This window comes from Nostoc sp. 'Peltigera membranacea cyanobiont' 210A (assembly GCF_002246015.1).
Taxonomy (GTDB): domain Bacteria; phylum Cyanobacteriota; class Cyanobacteriia; order Cyanobacteriales; family Nostocaceae; genus Nostoc.
The window spans coordinates 1-16,081 of the sequence record NZ_NOLJ01000014.1; the positions used below are offsets into that span (position 1 = coordinate 1).

Annotated in this window: 15 protein-coding genes; 7 read left to right on the forward strand and 8 right to left on the reverse strand. The window is 40.8% G+C overall.

Annotated elements, in window-relative coordinates; translation table 11 throughout:
• The 3 genes from CDG76_RS32350 to CDG76_RS32360 all read right to left on the reverse strand — a co-directional run.
• A partial coding sequence (locus CDG76_RS32350; RefSeq protein ID WP_143854208.1) for an alpha/beta fold hydrolase occupies positions 1-923 on the reverse strand: 923 nt, incomplete at its 3' end.
• A gap of 158 nt (positions 924-1,081) precedes the next feature.
• Entirely contained in the window at positions 1,082-1,591 is a 510-nt protein-coding gene (locus CDG76_RS32355) for a HugZ family pyridoxamine 5'-phosphate oxidase (protein WP_094352945.1), read from the reverse strand.
• A gap of 163 nt (positions 1,592-1,754) precedes the next feature.
• Positions 1,755-2,411, reverse strand: a complete 657-nt coding sequence (locus CDG76_RS32360) for a DUF3386 domain-containing protein (RefSeq protein WP_094352946.1) — start codon at positions 2,409-2,411, stop codon at positions 1,755-1,757.
• Positions 2,412-2,511: 100 nt separating this feature from the next.
• Here CDG76_RS32360 and CDG76_RS32365 point away from each other — a divergent pair, with 100 nt between their 5' ends.
• A complete protein-coding gene (locus tag CDG76_RS32365; protein ID WP_094352947.1) occupies positions 2,512-3,183 on the forward strand; it encodes a LuxR C-terminal-related transcriptional regulator in 672 nt (223 codons plus the stop codon).
• A 47-nt stretch (positions 3,184-3,230) separates the two neighbouring features.
• Here CDG76_RS32365 and CDG76_RS32370 read toward each other — a convergent pair whose 3' ends face one another.
• Positions 3,231-5,981 carry a zinc-dependent metalloprotease gene (locus tag CDG76_RS32370; RefSeq protein WP_094352948.1) on the reverse strand — a complete coding sequence of 917 codons (2,751 nt, stop codon included), beginning with the start codon at positions 5,979-5,981 and terminating at the stop codon, positions 3,231-3,233.
• Between the two features lie 402 nt (positions 5,982-6,383).
• A complete protein-coding gene (locus CDG76_RS32375) occupies positions 6,384-6,659 on the reverse strand; it encodes a Coq4 family protein (protein ID WP_143854209.1) in 276 nt (91 codons plus the stop codon).
• Between the two features lie 75 nt (positions 6,660-6,734).
• Here CDG76_RS32375 and CDG76_RS32380 point away from each other — a divergent pair, with 75 nt between their 5' ends.
• Both CDG76_RS32380 and CDG76_RS32385 read left to right on the forward strand, forming a co-directional pair.
• Entirely contained in the window at positions 6,735-7,130 is a 396-nt protein-coding gene (locus CDG76_RS32380; RefSeq protein ID WP_094352949.1) for a hypothetical protein, read from the forward strand.
• 681 nt (positions 7,131-7,811) lie between these two features.
• On the forward strand, positions 7,812-9,260 hold the full coding sequence (locus CDG76_RS32385; protein WP_094352950.1) for an AAA-like domain-containing protein: 1,449 nt from the start codon (positions 7,812-7,814) through the stop codon (positions 9,258-9,260).
• Between the two features lie 109 nt (positions 9,261-9,369).
• Here the strand turns inward: CDG76_RS32385 and CDG76_RS32390 are convergent, their stop codons facing one another.
• Positions 9,370-9,747: a hypothetical protein gene (locus tag CDG76_RS32390; RefSeq protein ID WP_094352951.1), complete on the reverse strand. Its 378-nt coding sequence runs from the start codon at positions 9,745-9,747 to the stop codon at positions 9,370-9,372.
• An 862-nt stretch (positions 9,748-10,609) separates the two neighbouring features.
• Here CDG76_RS32390 and CDG76_RS32395 point away from each other — a divergent pair.
• Positions 10,610-11,098, forward strand: a complete 489-nt coding sequence (locus CDG76_RS32395) for an orange carotenoid protein N-terminal domain-containing protein (protein ID WP_094352952.1) — start codon at positions 10,610-10,612, stop codon at positions 11,096-11,098.
• Between the two features lie 311 nt (positions 11,099-11,409).
• Here the strand turns inward: CDG76_RS32395 and CDG76_RS32400 are convergent, their stop codons facing one another.
• Positions 11,410-12,189 carry a glucosamine-6-phosphate deaminase gene (locus tag CDG76_RS32400; RefSeq protein ID WP_094352953.1) on the reverse strand — a complete coding sequence of 260 codons (780 nt, stop codon included), beginning with the start codon at positions 12,187-12,189 and terminating at the stop codon, positions 11,410-11,412.
• A gap of 235 nt (positions 12,190-12,424) precedes the next feature.
• Here CDG76_RS32400 and CDG76_RS32405 point away from each other — a divergent pair, with 235 nt between their 5' ends.
• On the forward strand, positions 12,425-13,111 hold the full coding sequence (locus CDG76_RS32405) for an HAD family hydrolase (RefSeq protein ID WP_094352954.1): 687 nt from the start codon (positions 12,425-12,427) through the stop codon (positions 13,109-13,111).
• A gap of 179 nt (positions 13,112-13,290) precedes the next feature.
• On the opposite strand, the gene CDG76_RS32415 is transcribed toward CDG76_RS32405, so the two are convergent.
• Positions 13,291-14,205 (reverse strand): AraC family transcriptional regulator, encoded by a 915-nt coding sequence (locus CDG76_RS32415; protein ID WP_094352956.1) that lies wholly within the window; start codon positions 14,203-14,205, stop codon positions 13,291-13,293.
• Positions 14,206-14,413: 208 nt separating this feature from the next.
• On the opposite strand from CDG76_RS32415, the gene CDG76_RS32420 reads away from it, so the two are divergent.
• Both CDG76_RS32420 and CDG76_RS38800 read left to right on the forward strand, forming a co-directional pair.
• Positions 14,414-15,145: an SDR family oxidoreductase gene (locus CDG76_RS32420; RefSeq protein ID WP_094352957.1), complete on the forward strand. Its 732-nt coding sequence runs from the start codon at positions 14,414-14,416 to the stop codon at positions 15,143-15,145.
• Between the two features lie 216 nt (positions 15,146-15,361).
• The coding region (locus CDG76_RS38800) for an IS4 family transposase (RefSeq protein WP_223265482.1) at positions 15,362-16,081 on the forward strand (720 nt) is incomplete at its 3' end.

Below are 16,081 nucleotides of genomic sequence, written 5' to 3' on the forward strand. Positions count from 1 at the left end.
CTGCCCCTCTGCTCCCCTACTCCCCTACTCTCCACTTCCCCAAGATACCGCTGCAACAGACCAATCAAAACTTCTGGTATTTCCAAATGAGGTAAAATTCCGGCATCTGCGATCGCATAAAAATCTCGGATTGCTCTTGGATTTAAATTTGCCAAGCGTTGTCCTAATTTGATGTCGGTAAATTGTGCTTTTTCTCCCCAAAAAATGACAGTGGGAACTGTTAGTTGTTGAATATATAAACTCAAGTCAAAGTAAAGATCACCCCGCAAAAATGCTAAAGCAGCAAACTTGGCATTAGCTTGTTGTGCCGAGGTTAAATAAGCCTCCACCATCTCTTGAGATACTCTTTGTGACTTAGCAAACAGAAAACTTTGTAAAAAATTTCGGACTGCAATTTCATTTTCAGCACCAAGCATATAAATAAAATTGTCCAACAGAGGCGCATTGATTACCGAAAGAGGAAGTCTGCGTCCAGCACCCTGCCCAAAATCATCAAATCCAGAAGGGGAAACCAAAAACAGCGCTTTGAATAAATTGGGTTGAACAATAGCTAGGCGAATAGCAAAAGCGGCTGTGAGAGATGAGGCTACCACTGTCACGGGCTGGCGACAAGTTTGGATGATAAACTCTGCAATCGTGCTGAGATAATCCCTAATTTTATAATCCCGCACTGGATGGGCCGATTCTCCCCAGCCGATTAAATCGGGGGCTAAAATGCGGTAATTAGAGGCAAAAGCCGGATAAACTTTAGACCATTCATAAGCAGACGCTCCCCCACCAAAGTTATGGAGAAATAGTAGTGGGGGTAAATCTTCAGTGTCAGCAATCGTCCAAGGTGCATTCGTTTGGGTATAGTAAACCATTGCTCCCAAGGATGTATGGATAACTTTATGTCCAAAGCCAGGAGGTTGAAACTGAAGCATAAAATTAAAAAGTTTAGCTTATTTGAATTTGCATACAGTCAAACTAATTCAGGATTCAAAATACATCAATCTGAATAGCTAAAGAATCAGGAGAAGATTTGATGCTCCCATATATAGCAGAATTCAGAATTCAGAATGGGCTACGCCCCATTCATAATTTACCCTTGCTTTTTCTCGGCATCTCCTGTGATTTGAACAAGTTTATGGAGGTTATCACCACTAATATGATATGCTCCCCCAAAACCAACTACAAAACGACCTTCACTTGGGGTTAGCTGAAAAATCCGAAAGTCAGACAAGCCTCGCAAAACCTCGATAATTTCACCAAACCGTCTTTGAAATTGCTCAACAATTTGATTCCACTTATCAGTTTCACGCTCTATCAAAGTTGCCGTACAATCAAAACTCAAACGACGACGGGCAAAAATTAGATTACTTTTAGCCTCATCCTCGATAAACAAGACACTAACATGAGGATTGGCATAAATATTTTTGGTATGAATCGAAAGACCACTAACGTAAATGTAGATATTCTTGGAATCATCCATTACGAAGGGAGCATAACTAGCATTGGGTATTGCCTGTGCGCTCACGGTACTAATAATTACACTTTCCAATGCTTCAGGGAATTTTTCGTACTCAGCTTGAATGTTTTCAAGTTGACTCATAAGTAGATTACCACGCTTATTAGGAACACCTAATTAAGTATCTTAACGTGATTGAGCGATGTCTACGAGGAGCTACAGTTACGTATGGAATGCCCAAAAAATAAAAGCGATCGCTCCCTTTAACTCAAGAGCGATCGCTAATTTTTGGATTACAGAATCCAGCTTAAGCAGCAACAGGTTCCAACAATTTAATGTCAGAGAAGATAAATTCCTGAGTAGAAAATTGTCCTGCTGTCTCGGTGCGAATCTCCCGACGATTTAGGATGAAATAGTCACCAACTTTTTCATACTCATCAACAAATTCGCTTCTACCGCCTTTTTGCTCCCCAGTTTTGGGGTCATGGTACACAGAGTCATAGCTGTGGGACAAGTAGCCTTCCCCAGTGTTGTGACTGCTGAAGGTGTCAATGGTCACGTAAGTACCGTGGATTAGACGGTGAACATGACATACTTCATTATTGCGGACTTTATATTTATCACCCTCAGCCTTACCACCCATTAAAAGCTCAACCGCACCAGTTTCGTCAGTTTTACCATAGCTAAACGTATTGGCGCTGTGGGTCTCTTCAAAGCTGCGGCGGACGCGGTGAATTGCTATCTCCCAGGCTTGACCATGAATTGCTTTCTGGGCTGACTCATCATCTACATCCAAAACTTCGGCTTTGAGATTGGCAGTGATGATAACTTTGCCTGTAAACACTTTATCATCATGCTTAAAGGTAATATTAGCGGTATAACCGGGAAAATTCTTGTCCCAAGTATAGCGGTTTTCATAAGCAGCCCGGAAAAGTTCCTGAGCAGAGAGTTGTGTAACTGTCATGTGCTTCTCCTAGTCGCTACTGTAATTAGCGTTTTAGTTTCCTTGGTATTAGCATAGAAGTAATTGTTGAGGCTTGGATAGTCCCCAACTGGGTACACTTATGGCTAATTCTCTACACGCTGTATTTCATGCGATCGCTAATGTCCAGAATGAGCAAGAGTTAAGACTCGCTCTCACGGATAAAATTAGCGAGCATTTTGGCGTGCAAAATTGGGGTATTTATCTCCTTGATGAGCAGCCAACCACTGAGATTAATGTTCCAGGCATTCCGGCAGTATGCTTAGAGAGCAATCCAGTGGGGCGCTATGTGGTTGAGCGTCATGCTCCTGCCCACGAACAGTTATTATTATCGCCAGCAGACTGGAAGCATTTTTGTTCGCGTTCCGACCACGAACACGTGATGACTGGGCCAATTGTTTGCGATGGTCGTCTTGTCGGAACACTGAACTTGGCACGTGACAAGGGAAATCCTGCCTTTAATGGCAACGATTTAGCTGACTTGAGCGCTTTATGTATTCATTTGTCATCAAAAATGGCAACCCTACGGACAAAACCCAAAATATCTAATTCCCTGTTAGTTAGTCCTTTAACAGCGCGTGAGTTAGAAATTGCCGATTTGGTGGCACAGGGGCTAACGAATGCGGAAATCGGAGAAAAACTTTGGATTACGCAAAATTCCGTCAAACAAGCTTTGAAGAGGATGTTTCGGAAGTTGAAGGTTTCGGCCCGTGCAGAAATGGTGGCAAAGCTACAAGATATACAAGTTTCTTGAAGGGGGCAGGGGGCAGGGGAGAATAACTAATGACAAATGACAAATGACTATTTAGAAAGTAACTGTGCGTTTAATGCTTTAGTGATGCGATCGCCAGAAGCTTCTAAGTGAGCTAAGGTGTAAACATCAAGGCTTTCGCCAAGTTGTTTGAGTTTGACATCAATGGCTTTTTGGAGTTGGCGCAATTTATACCAAGCCAATGTCCGACCATCTTCAGGTGTATTAGTAGTACCCAACATCATCTGTAACAAAATATTCAGATGCTCCCGTTGCAATGAACGTCGGATGCTAGAAATTGGCTTTGGTTCTCCTGGGGCGAAAACTTCTGTCCAGATGCCTGTTTGCAGGGTGTCGAACAGTTCTGGTATGGAAAGCGCTTCTCCTGGCAGAGTTTTTAATTCTATATCTTGTAACCGATTCAGGCGATCGCTGTCTAGTAGCGATCGCAATATCGTACTTTGAAAACTCAAAATGCGATCGTGAATTGGATAATCAAGGCGGTTATTAGGTGCAGAATTGCCCCAGTGTTCCCAACGCGATGGTGCCAGTTGATTGAGCAATTGTGGTGAAAAGCTGAAAGCATTATTTGCAAATACATACTCTTGCAACTTTGTCAATGCTTGGCGTTGTTTTAAAAGTGAAACTGGTACAAATGCCCAAGCAGTATTATTACTGGTATGGAGACGCCGAAACGATTGTCCACCAATGTATTTAGAAAGCAAAGTGGCGTTCCGAAAATAATATTTAAGTACTTTATTAAACTTAAGGCGCAGGTTACTATAGCTTTCTCCTTTCGATAGATAACCTTTATCAAGACGCTGCCACATAAAACGAGCATTATCCATTTGCCACTGCGAATAAAGTAGCACATCACTACTCATATCCCAGACATTTGCTAAAGGATTGATGTCCCAGATATCTTCATCACTTGCGTAAGATAATTCTGGCTGAGGTGACTCTAGGGCAATCTGGTCTAAAAAACTTTTTTCTGATTCTGGAATAGTTACCTCAAGTGTTGTTGATGGGCATTTTTTATAACCATACTCAATTGCCCATTCGTCATAAGGCCCAATAACTCCTGGAAAATAGTCACCTTGCTGTACTCCCTGTGGTGCTATGTTCACAGGTACATAGTCCATCACCGAACCCACTAAACCTTTGGTGTGAGTGATTTCAGTATTATTTAATTCTTCTGGCGCTAACATGGTGCTGCCATAAAAGTTGTGGCGCAAACCCAGAGTGTGTCCGACTTCGTGAGCGATGAGAGAACGCAAATATTGATGCACATACTGCTTAATCGTTTCACTACTAGGTGTAGTCTCTGGCAACATTGACAACGCCAGCGCCCCCATAGCTGCTTGATTTGAAGATTCCATACCATAGCAAGACTCTGAGGAGAAAAAGTGAGCAGAGGAAGATGACGCAAATTTATCCAGGAATTTCCCCGCGTCTTCACGTCCTTTCGTATTTTCTTGACATGAATTTGTGTTCAGTGATGAATTTGCCTCCGTCAGTGCGTGATATTCTTGCTGAACTAAACGCACCATATTGGCATCCACAATGATATCTGCATCCAATATTTCCCCGGTGAATGGGTTGACGCGCATCGGCCCTTTGGCAAAACCTGCATCTAAAGAATTGAACCAGCGAATAGTGTTGTAATGTACATCTGCTGGTTTCCAATTAGCATCATCTGGCATTTCCTGCACTTCAATGGCATTTTGAAATCCGGCTTTTTCAAATGCTTTGTTCCACATCAAAACGCCTTCACGAATCGCATCGCGGTATTCTAGTGGCACAGCATTTTCAATCCAATACACAATTGGTTTTTTGGGTGGAGATAAGAGGGCGTTAGGATCGGATGGTTCTAGATGCCAGCGATTAATGTAACGTACAAATGATTCGTGAGCATTATTGTTAGATAAATCTTGGAAAGCAGTAGTAAAATATCCAACTCTATCATCGGCAAGTCTGGGAATATAACTATTGTTTTCTCTCAACTGAGAAAAGCTGTAGTGTACCTTCAGAGTGAGTGCCCTACTATCGGGTACAGCGATTAAATTTGAGCCTTCTATTGATGAAAAACCGTAAATAGAATCAATCTCTATATTTTCTGGGAAGCTGTTAACATCACCAAAATATGACTTGCGTGCATCTAAGCGGTAATCAGCCTGTAAAGAGTATCTTAATAGAGGAGTTAATCCAGGAAAATCCTGCATTAGTAGTCCATTCAGGTCGATCAGAATATTTTTATTCTTTGGTTCGATAGTGGCTATTTCGAGTGAATAAAGAACTGAATCGCTAAATGAGCGAGCAAGCGATCGCTGTTCTGGTATACTATCTGTACGGAATTTTAGATTCCGCACAACAAAATGCAATCTATTATTTACTCGTCGAAAGTAAAAAATAAAATCAGAGAGAGGTAATCCACTATAAATCCCGCTTTCCCCAACGCCTGATTCCAATGTCACTATAGCTAGGTAATCTTTATTTAGCTGCTCTGGCTTAAGTTCTAAGAAAACTTTTCCTGAATCCTCGCTGCAATAAAGTGTGAAGAGTCCCTCTAGTTTATCTACCCGATTAACAATCCCATTAAACCGACAAAAATCTTCCTTTTTAATCTCAGCAAGATTCTTGTCAGTACTTGCTACGTTTTCAACTACTGGCAGTGTATTTAATTGCTGTACATCAATATTAGAAGTATTTGAAAGTTGGTTTGCTTTTGCATAATCATTTGATAGAAATAAGTTAGACAGTAATACTATACAGATTACTAATTTCGTTATCCAGTATTTCATCCTTTGGCTTTCCACCTGAAGCAGTTATCGTGTTGAGGAAAAATGTGTATTAGTTTGTCATCTACAAGCCCTTCAAATATCTAAGGACTACCATATAAATCCACTTAGTCAGATAAACAATGTCTCTAACCTAAAATTCTGTGAATATTAATTGTTATTAGTAGCTCTTTAGGAATTACCCATTAAGTATTTATGTCTTAAGAAAGATAACTTTTAACGCTAAAGATATATGTTTTTTTTGCTTATATCTGTATTAAAAACCAAATGTAGCATTAAAAATGTATTTAGTGCTACATTTGGCAGCCTAAGCAATATCAAGTATTTTTTATAAAAAAAGAGCAGGGCTTCTAAAAAAGCTGTTATTAAGCAAGTAAATGCTTTTTTCGGATGAATTGTGGAAATTTATGGTAATCTCAACTTTTTTCTCAGATGGTCAATTGGTTCTTCCCAATGGTCTTCAAAGCGGTAGCCCAACAGAAAATCAGCTTTCTTGCCTAGTTCTCGCCCTTTTTCCAGGTTGACGAAAATCGCTTTGATTTGTTGGGGAGCTAAAATTGGATAGAGCAATCTAGCCAAGCACAGACCGATTTGGAGTGATTTACTGTAGTTTTGTGTAGCAGCAAAAGCAAGTACACCAATTTCTCCTGCATAAGTGGTGTCGAAATTTATAACTAAGATATGCCTTTTGCTAGAAGGATAATTGCCTTTTTATAGTTAGTCTTTACTAGTACCTCAAAAAATAAGTTAATTGGCATGATAAATTTGATTTCTAGGACGATTAGTCACATCAATTCCCTGCTTAAAGGACTTCAGATAAAAGGCTTTTTAGCTGTTGTCCTAGTTGGTTTTCTAATGCTGACAACGAATGTTAGTGATGGGCAAAATGACAAAGGCTTAAAAGAGAGAGTTCGTGAAAAGGTAGAGCAGAATGATGCTCAAAGACCGAAAACAGTAGGGCAGTGGTTTAAAGATGCTCGTGAAACAGAAGCTTCTCCTGGCGAACGGCTTCAGAAGATTGGACAACAGTCAGGAGAAGCCTTCAAAGAATTTGGATCTGGGTATGTAGAGGGCGCTCAAGAAACTGCTAGTGATGTAGGGGATAGTGCGGCAAAGGCAGGCAAAAATATCACCAACAAAGTTGCACGCTAAATGCGTCAGAATATCCTATTGGCAGTAAGTAGTAATGACTTTTCGCCAATAAACTAGTTACGCATAGAGACGTTGGTATTAAATCAACAAAGTCTTCAAATACTTCTTGGGTAACGCGCTTACTCTTCTTGATGAAAGATTGTAGCGTTTCTCAGTTGCCTAAAATATAGGTCTTTAGTAGGGGCGCATAGTTAACTATGCGCCCCTACTGCGTGTTGCATTTAAAATACCTCACTTCTATTCCTCTCCTACGGTGTAACTTTTTATAACACTTAATAAATCGGTACAAATAAAGTGAACTATTAAGGCTTGTCATTTGTTATAGCAGTTGCCAGGTAGATTAGGACATAATGACAAGCGTAAATGTCAGGAATAGCAATGTTTTTACCTCCTGCCTTCTGCCTTCTGCCTCCTGCCTCCTGCTATATTTGCAAATGGTAAAGGATGCTTGATACAGAAATGTCAGCACCTTTTTATAGAAATAGCAAAAATGGCAATTGATGTAGTGACGTTTATTTATACCTACCTATCTAACTCTCTTAAAAGAAAGATGTATATTTTGTTACCAACCGCTAAACACTTCAAGAACGGGTAAGTAACTGTTCAATAACTGCTTAAAAACGTGAAACAATGAGGAGATAGCTAAGACGGTCAGAAAAAAGTAGATAGATAATTAATGATATGAAGCAATCTAAGAGTACGCGAAAGCGGGGACTTATCTTAACGATCGCTGGGCTGAAGCGTTTACAAGGGGCGATTCTGGCTATAGAAAAGGTAGAAAACAATGGACATCGCTTCACTTTAGAAGATTTAGGCGATCGCATGAAGGTATCTACCAAAACCCTGAACCGATTATGGTCGTTGAATACAGGCGTGGATCAAAAAACCTTGAAATTGTGCTTTAGCGCCTTTAACCTAGAATTATGCAGGGAAGATTATGGAATCCTGAGTGAGCCGAATCATACTGAAACCTCTCAAACCCTATCAGTAGGTTTAGACACAGGAGAAAGAAAATTACTTACGTCTTTATCCTTAGATTATCTTGCGACTCAACACCATAACCAACTCGAAAATCTTTGGTCATACCCAGATGGCCCCGTACCTGTAGATTCTCCCTTCTATGTCGATCGTCCCCCCATCGAGGAACTAGTTTATCGAGAAGTAATTCAACCAGGCTGTGTAATTCGGATTCGAGCACCAAGAGAAATGGGAAAAAGTTCTCTTGTGCTGCGGCTGTTAGCCTTTGCTAAAATGCAAAGTTATCGCTCGGTGAACGTGAATTGCAACCAAATCGATTCAAGCTGTCTGACAAACTTAAATAAACTGTTGCGTTCTCTTTGTTGGCAAATTGCAAGAGAATTAGATATTGACCCTAAGCTAGATGACAACTGGGATGAGGAAATAGGTTGTAAGTTGAGTTGCAGTTTATATTTGCAATCTTATTTGCTCAAGCAGTGCAAAAGTCCAGTAGTTTTAGTGTTAAATGAGGTTGACCGCTTTTTTGAATATCCAGAAATTGCTCCAGAGTTCTTTGGTTTGTTGCGCTCTTGGTATGAAGAAGCACGACAAGATCAAAATTTGCAGAAACTAAGGTTAGTGGTAGTTTACTCCACAGAAGTATATGTTTCTTTGGATATCAACCGTTCTCCATTTAATATTGGACTACCGATCCGTCTGCCAGAATTTACTGAATACCAAGTAAAATACTTAGCCCTACGACATGGTTTAGATTGGACTTCTAATAACGAAGTCGATCAACTGATGTCTCTCGTGGGGGGACATCCAGCACTGATTCGGATTGCTCTATATTATCTATGCTGTCAAGCAATGACCTTAGAAGAACTGATACAAGATGCGATCGCTAACGGCGGTATCTATCGCTATCATCTATGGCGACACTGGGCAATCTTACAAGAAAATCCTAGTTTAGTAAAGGCGTATGTTGACGTTGTAGCGGCAAAGCAAAGTATTCCTCTCAATCCCATTGACGCTCATAAGCTCGAAAGCTTGGGTTTGATCGCTTATGAAAGCGATCGCATCCTACCGCGTTGTGAACTCTACCGTGCTTACTTTAAAAAACAACTAGGTGTTGCTGAATTTGAATATAAATCATTGCAAAAACGTGCTTAAGAAAAAACTATCACAGACTCTTTTTCTGACGCTCAACGTAACGGCTCCCTTTAATCCCCTATTTAGCGATCCTTTAGGGATTAGAAACAAGGTTTCCAACGAAAAATAATTAATTGTTTGACCAATAAAGCTGATAATCCTCGATATAAAATTTTCCATTATTGGAAGACATTTTGAAAAAGAAGTAATAATCTTCTGGCTCCCAAATACTAAATTCTTGCTCTTGTTCTTGAAAACTAGCTGTAGAACCACTATTAGGGATAGTCATGCCAGCAGTTAGTGTTCCATTTTGTGTTCTCATTAGAAAAATTTCTAGCAGGCAAAAACCCTGTAGTTCAGCAGAATAACGAATTTTGAAACGGATTCTTCCACCATTGCGTAAGGTCTTTTTAATATAAAAATTTTCGGTTTGAATGGGATTACCAGACAGATAAATGCCTTGACCTTGTGTTAATATATCAATTTGCCTTTGGTTAAATGAATTCATGATTTTTTCTCCTCTAAAAGAATAGAATTGATTGATATAATTGCATTATTGGCAAATAAATATTTTTAAAGGTAGGTTCTTTCCTGTACTTCTGAATGTCACGTTTGTATTTTCTCGCTATCTCCAAAAAAATGCAATGACACTTAAGACAGTTAGGACAGTTAAGAAGACAGTTAAGAAGATAATGAAAAACTGAATTCTGAAGAGCGATCGCAATCTGCAAAAATAGAGATTAGCGATTCGTCATTTATAATTATTAATAATTTTCGCAAACTCGCTATCACTGCGTTCGCGCAACGCAGTGTCAAGAAGACAGTAAACCTCTTGATAAATCACAAAAAAGAACCTCAAAGAGACAAAGCGTAGCTTTGGCTCACTTCCCTTAACAAGCTACAGTGTATATACAAGTCGAAAAAAGATCGATTTTCCATTGTTCTCTTGCCCATACAGAACATGGAAATGGCTTATTAGAGATTGCTACCTCTTTGTTTGACTGGAGACAGTAGCCCACCCACAAGAAGATTACAATGCAGAGCCTTGTAACAAGATTTAATCCACAATTGGTTGCTTCTGTCAATGCGTAAGTTATAAATTGAGCTATTTTAAAGATTAACAAGTAATGCTTTTTTATTCACTATTACAATCAAGGTAACATCTATCCAGGGAAATACCTTTTAGCAATATTTAAATTTGGCAACAGACTTCTAATTGCTAACTCTTTCATTTGGCACTTGCCAAGCATTATTTTGGCTTTGAACGATCTTCTTTATGATTTTCAGACATCTGTCTTTGGTAGGGTAAAACTCAAAATGTACATTTGATAACATTACTTAAGAATAAATAATTGCGATTGAAGTTAATCATGACATACACACAAACTAACGATCCCACTATTCGCGAACACGTTCAAGCTTGGCAACAGTTAAATGTAGATCAACAACTTGCTTTGTTTTGGTTTATCTACAAAGAAATGGGGGGTTCAATTACTCCCGCGGCTCCTGGAGCCAGTACTGTTTCTCCAGAAATAGCTGAAGGTTTATTTAATCAAGTTAAGGAATTATCTCACGAACAACAATTACAAGTTCAGCGTGATTTGATTAATAAAGTGGATACCCAAATTTCTCGTGAATATGGCTCTTTGGGTGATACTACAAAACTCCTATTTTGGTATCGATTATCTCAAGGGATGGATAATGGCACTATCATTCCTGTACCTGATGATTATGAACTTCCTTCCGAAGCTAAACCATTGTTTGGCAAAATTCAAGGATTAGAGTTTGAACAGCAGATTACTCTTTTCCGTGATTATGTTTCGCCACTGGGTGCTAAAGCATCAGCTGTTGGAATTTAGCACTTTTGAACTTTTGAGGATGGTTAAGGGTATCTATTAAGTTATTTATACCCTTCTTTCAAAGCTTGCTAGATTCGCCAGTCGCTTAATATAAAACCAAATTTTGATGACTGGCGTATTTAAAAACTTTTATTTTATTACTTTGAGATGTTTATGACTTCTATAAACATCAAATTTTTAGAACAAAGTGTATCAGTATTTGCGAATTTGGATATAAAATCTCGCTTGATAGTTATAGCGTTACTGTATACTGAAACTACCTCATGCAATTCCAGCGATCGCTGCGATAATTAGCTTGGAAATGTATAAGTTTAAGTTGATTCTAGTACGCTAGCAGAATTAACATCTAAAAATAAAGTCGCTTGGGGTTGTTGACGGAGAATAGAAGCCGGACAGTCTGTACCGATATAACTTCGCAGCATTTCTTTTACCACATTCGCTTTACGTTTTTCTGGAGCAAGACAGATAATTTTCTTAGCTGAACAAATTGTTGGGATGGTGACAGTAAAAGCATACTGTGGAACATTCTCTAAATTCGGAAAGTGACCTGTACTTACTTGTTGTTGACGGTTCACAGCATCCAGTTTTACCAGTTTCACGCTGTAAGGATCTTGGAAATTCGCTACAGCCGGATCGTTAAAGGCTAAATGTCCATTTTCGCCAACACCAAGACAGCATAAGTCAATCGGTTGTGCTTGCAATAATTTAGTGTAGCGATCACACTCTGTCAGTGGTTGTAGTGTATCACCTTCTATATAGTGAAATTTCTTAGGATTAACCTTTTTCTCTACACGTTCTCGCATATAATGCCGAAAACTAGCAGAATGGTCAGCATTAATTCCCAAATATTCATCTAGATGGAACAGAATAATCCGTGACCAATCTACACCACCCAACGCAATCAAAGCATCAAGAAATTTGAGTTGGGAGTTACCTGTAGCTAACAATACAGCAGCTGTATCCTGAAGATTAAGAACTTGCTGTAAATATTTTTGCACGATTTCGGCAACATCCTCAGCCATTTCAACTTCAGAGTTGTAAATCTGCACTAGTAAATCGTCAACGCGAAAAAAGTTTGTGGCGGCTACCATTTGCTTACAAAGAAGGTTATCAATTATACGGCAGTTTATTGAGAGGTTTTACCTGTCTGCCCTTATATGCCCTATCCAGTATAGATTTTAGGATTAGCAGATTAATTTGTGACTCTTGAAATTTTCTTCTCCAGTCCTCAATCCCCGTATTAACAAAGGAACAATCACTAAAGACAAAAAACAATGTAAACTATTTAAATTAAGTTAACAATTATTTACATTCTACCCAAAAATCATGCTGGCTGCAATTCTCTTTGACCTAGACGGCACTATTGTCAACACTGACCCCATACACTACCGAGCTTGGCGGGAAATGCTGTTAAATTACAGCATAGAAATAGACGAAACATTTTATAAATCTCGAATTAGTGGAAGGCTAAATCCAGAAATTGTTAAAGATATTCTGCCACAATTATCATTAGCAGAAGGACAACAATTTGCAGACGAAAAAGAGGCGTTGTTCCGCAAACTCGCCCCACATCTCAAACCGCTAAGTGGATTTTCTGAACTACTAGCATGGACAGATGCACATCAGTTAAAACGCGCCTTAGTAACTAATGCTCCTAGATTAAATGCAGAATTTATGCTAGAAGTTTTGGGGATAAAAGAAGCTTTCCATACAATTGTTTTAGCGGATGATTGTATTGCAGGTAAACCCGATCCTACGCCCTACCAAGTTGCCCTGAAGAAGTTGGGGATTACAGCAGAAGAAGCGATCGCTTTAGAAGACTCTCCCTCCGGTATTCGTTCAGCAGTGGGCGCAGATATCCGCACCATTGGCATCGCCTCCACCCACGATCCGCAAATTTTGCAGTCAGTTGGTGCATTTATGGCAATTCCAGACTTTACTGATTTGCAATTGTGGACATTCCTAAACTCACTCATCGAGCCAGATTTAAGTGCGATCGCTTCTAATTTTTGAGGACATGGGGAAGAGAAGGCAGGAGGCAGATCGCTTTTAGCGTCTCCCCTTGGGAGAAGGCAGAAGGCAGAAATTCTTTAATTTTGAATTTTGTTAGCGCAGCGTTAGCGAGTCCGCGTTCGCGCAGCGTCTCGTAGAGAGCGTCATTTTGAATTTTGAATTGATTTCTCCCCTGCCCCTCATCCCCCATCCCCAAAAACTCCACTTTTTAACCGAGCCATATCACGCAACGGTGGTGCGCCGAACAAGCGACTGTATTCACGGCTGAACTGTGAGGGGCTTTCATAACCCACATAATGACTAGCTGTTGCCGCATCCATACCTTGCCCCAGCATCAGACGACGGGCTTGTTGAAGCCTAAGCTGTTTTTGATATTGCAAAGGACTCATGGTGGTGACTGACTTGAAGTGATGATGAAGCGACGAGGGACTCATGCGCGCTTCACGAGCGATCGTATCGATCCGAAATGGTTTTTCGTAGTTCCATTTAAGCCAGTTGATCGCTCTGCTAATTGCTTGGAGCTGTTTATCGACTAAAGCAATCTGTCGCAATCTAGCACTGTGTTCGCCAGATAACAAACGGTAGAGAATTTCTCGGACAATCAAAGGTGCGAGGATGGCAATATCTTGAGGCGTTTCCAACAATCGTACAAGTCGGATTGCGGCATCAAGTAGTTGCGGGCTAACAGGATTAATAGACAAGCCTGGTTCCGGTGGTTCGTTCGCTGGAGCCTCTAGTTTTGCCTCCATCATCAGTGTGCTGAGTTCTCCCATATCTAAATCGAGCCGAAGACACAGATACGGAACGCTTGCTGTTGCTTCAATCACTTGACCGACAACAGGCAGATCGATGGACACCACCAAATATTGGTCTTGACCATAAACATACAGATTGTCTGCCAACATTACCTGTTTCTTGCCCTGAGCAACGATGCACAGGGCAGGCTCATGCAGGGCATGGAGAGGCGCAGTAGGTTGTAAGGAACGGATCAGGAATAACCGCTCGATCGCTGTGGGATGGACACCATCTCCATTACTGTTCTGTGCAATCAGAGCAGCTAGCTCGGACTGCTGCTTTCTAACAGTCTGTTCCATAATGTCGTTTGAAATCCTTTATGAAACTAACATTCAGGGCAGCCGCAATCTATTTAGCCGCTTAGATCAGCTTATCTTTTTACGATCGACAATGAAGAAAAATGCAGGATTAGGCAAGAATTTCGCAGGTTCAGATTACCGCATCAAGCTTTGACTCTCTTAGATTAAGAGTGTGCTAGAGAATACAACAACTTGGAGATCCGGTTTTATGACTACCAACCAACAGAAAGTCGTACTAATTACAGGTGCAAGCAGCGGTATCGGTGAGGCAACAGCACGTCTACTCGCTCGTAAGGGCATCCACGTCATCCTGGGCGCACGACGCACGGAGCGGCTAGAAACCCTCGTGGCTACAATCCGCTCTGAGGGAGGCTCGGCGGAGTATCAGACCCTTGATGTTACTCATCGCGCCGACTTCCAAGCCTTTGTAGAATTTGCTCAGAGCAAATTTGGCCGCATTGATGTCATCGTTAACAATGCAGGCGTTATGCCGCTCTCAAAGCTAGAAGCGCTGAAAGTTGATGAATGGGACTGGATGATTGACGTGAACATCCGTGGCGTACTCAATGGCATCGCCGCTGGGCTACCGCTGATGAAACGCCAGGGATTTGGCCAGTTCATCAATCTGTCCTCCATTGGCGGACACGCTGTCTGGCCAACCTGCGCCGTTTACTCAGCAACTAAGTTCGCGGTGTTGGCAATTTCGGAGGGGCTGCGTCAGGAAAATACTGACATTCGCGTTACAGTTATTTCGCCGGGTGTAACTGAGTCAGAACTGGCCGATAGCATTACTGACGCCGAAGCTGGCAAAGGTATGCAGGAATTCCGTAAGATTGCGCTTCCGGCTGAAGCGATCGCCAGAGCGATCGCCTTTGCAATCGAACAACCGGATGACGTTGATGTGAATGAGATTATCGTGCGCCCCACAGCCAGCGTATAGTTACGCAAAGATGCGAAGAATTTTCAACCTAAGCTAGCAGTAATATCATGTCCGGGTAATTAGTTATGATTTCCACAATCATTGCACCCCTCCCCGCCTGCGGCTATCCATTACCCGCATCTTTCTCAACAAAAATACAACTTACTTAAAATATGCCAAAAGCATTGATAGGTATAGTTTTTGAGAGAAGAGAATATTTGAGGGTAATGGTGCATCATGGAAAAATGGGCAGCATCCGAATTAAAACAGGCAGATTTAGGAGACGCAAGACGAAACAAGCGTCTGGTAAGGATCGTAGAAGACTTGGCAGCACAACCAAGCAGCAGCGTACCTCAAGCCTGTGGAAACATAGCAGCAACAAGCGCAGCATACGATTTTTGGAATTCACCCTATTTTCAACCGCAGGATATCCGCTCTCCTCATATAGCAAGCACAATTGAAAGAATAAAAGAAAACGACATAATACTGGCAATACAAGATACGACAAGCATAGATTTAACAGACCATCCAGCAACAAGTGGTGTTGGTTATCTCGACCATCGTAAATTGTCAGGATTAAAAGTGCATTCAACTTTTACAACAACAACTCATGGAGTACCACTTGGGATTATAAATCAACAGGTATGGGCACGAGAACAAGAAAATTTAGGGATAGCAAAAAAACGTCGGCAACGGGAAACTGAAGAAAAGGAAAGTCAGCGTTGGTTGGATTCTTTAAATACAACACAACAGTTAATACCAGAAGAAATTACAGTCGTGACGATGGGCGATTCCGAAGCCGATATATTTGATTTATTCAGTCTTGAGCGTCGAGAAAATTCCCATTTACTGATTCGCGGAACCCACAATCGCAAAGTAGACCATAATGCAAAATACCTACATCAAGCAATACGCCAAACAGAACCATGCGGTACGCTTACGGTTGAAGTCAAGCGA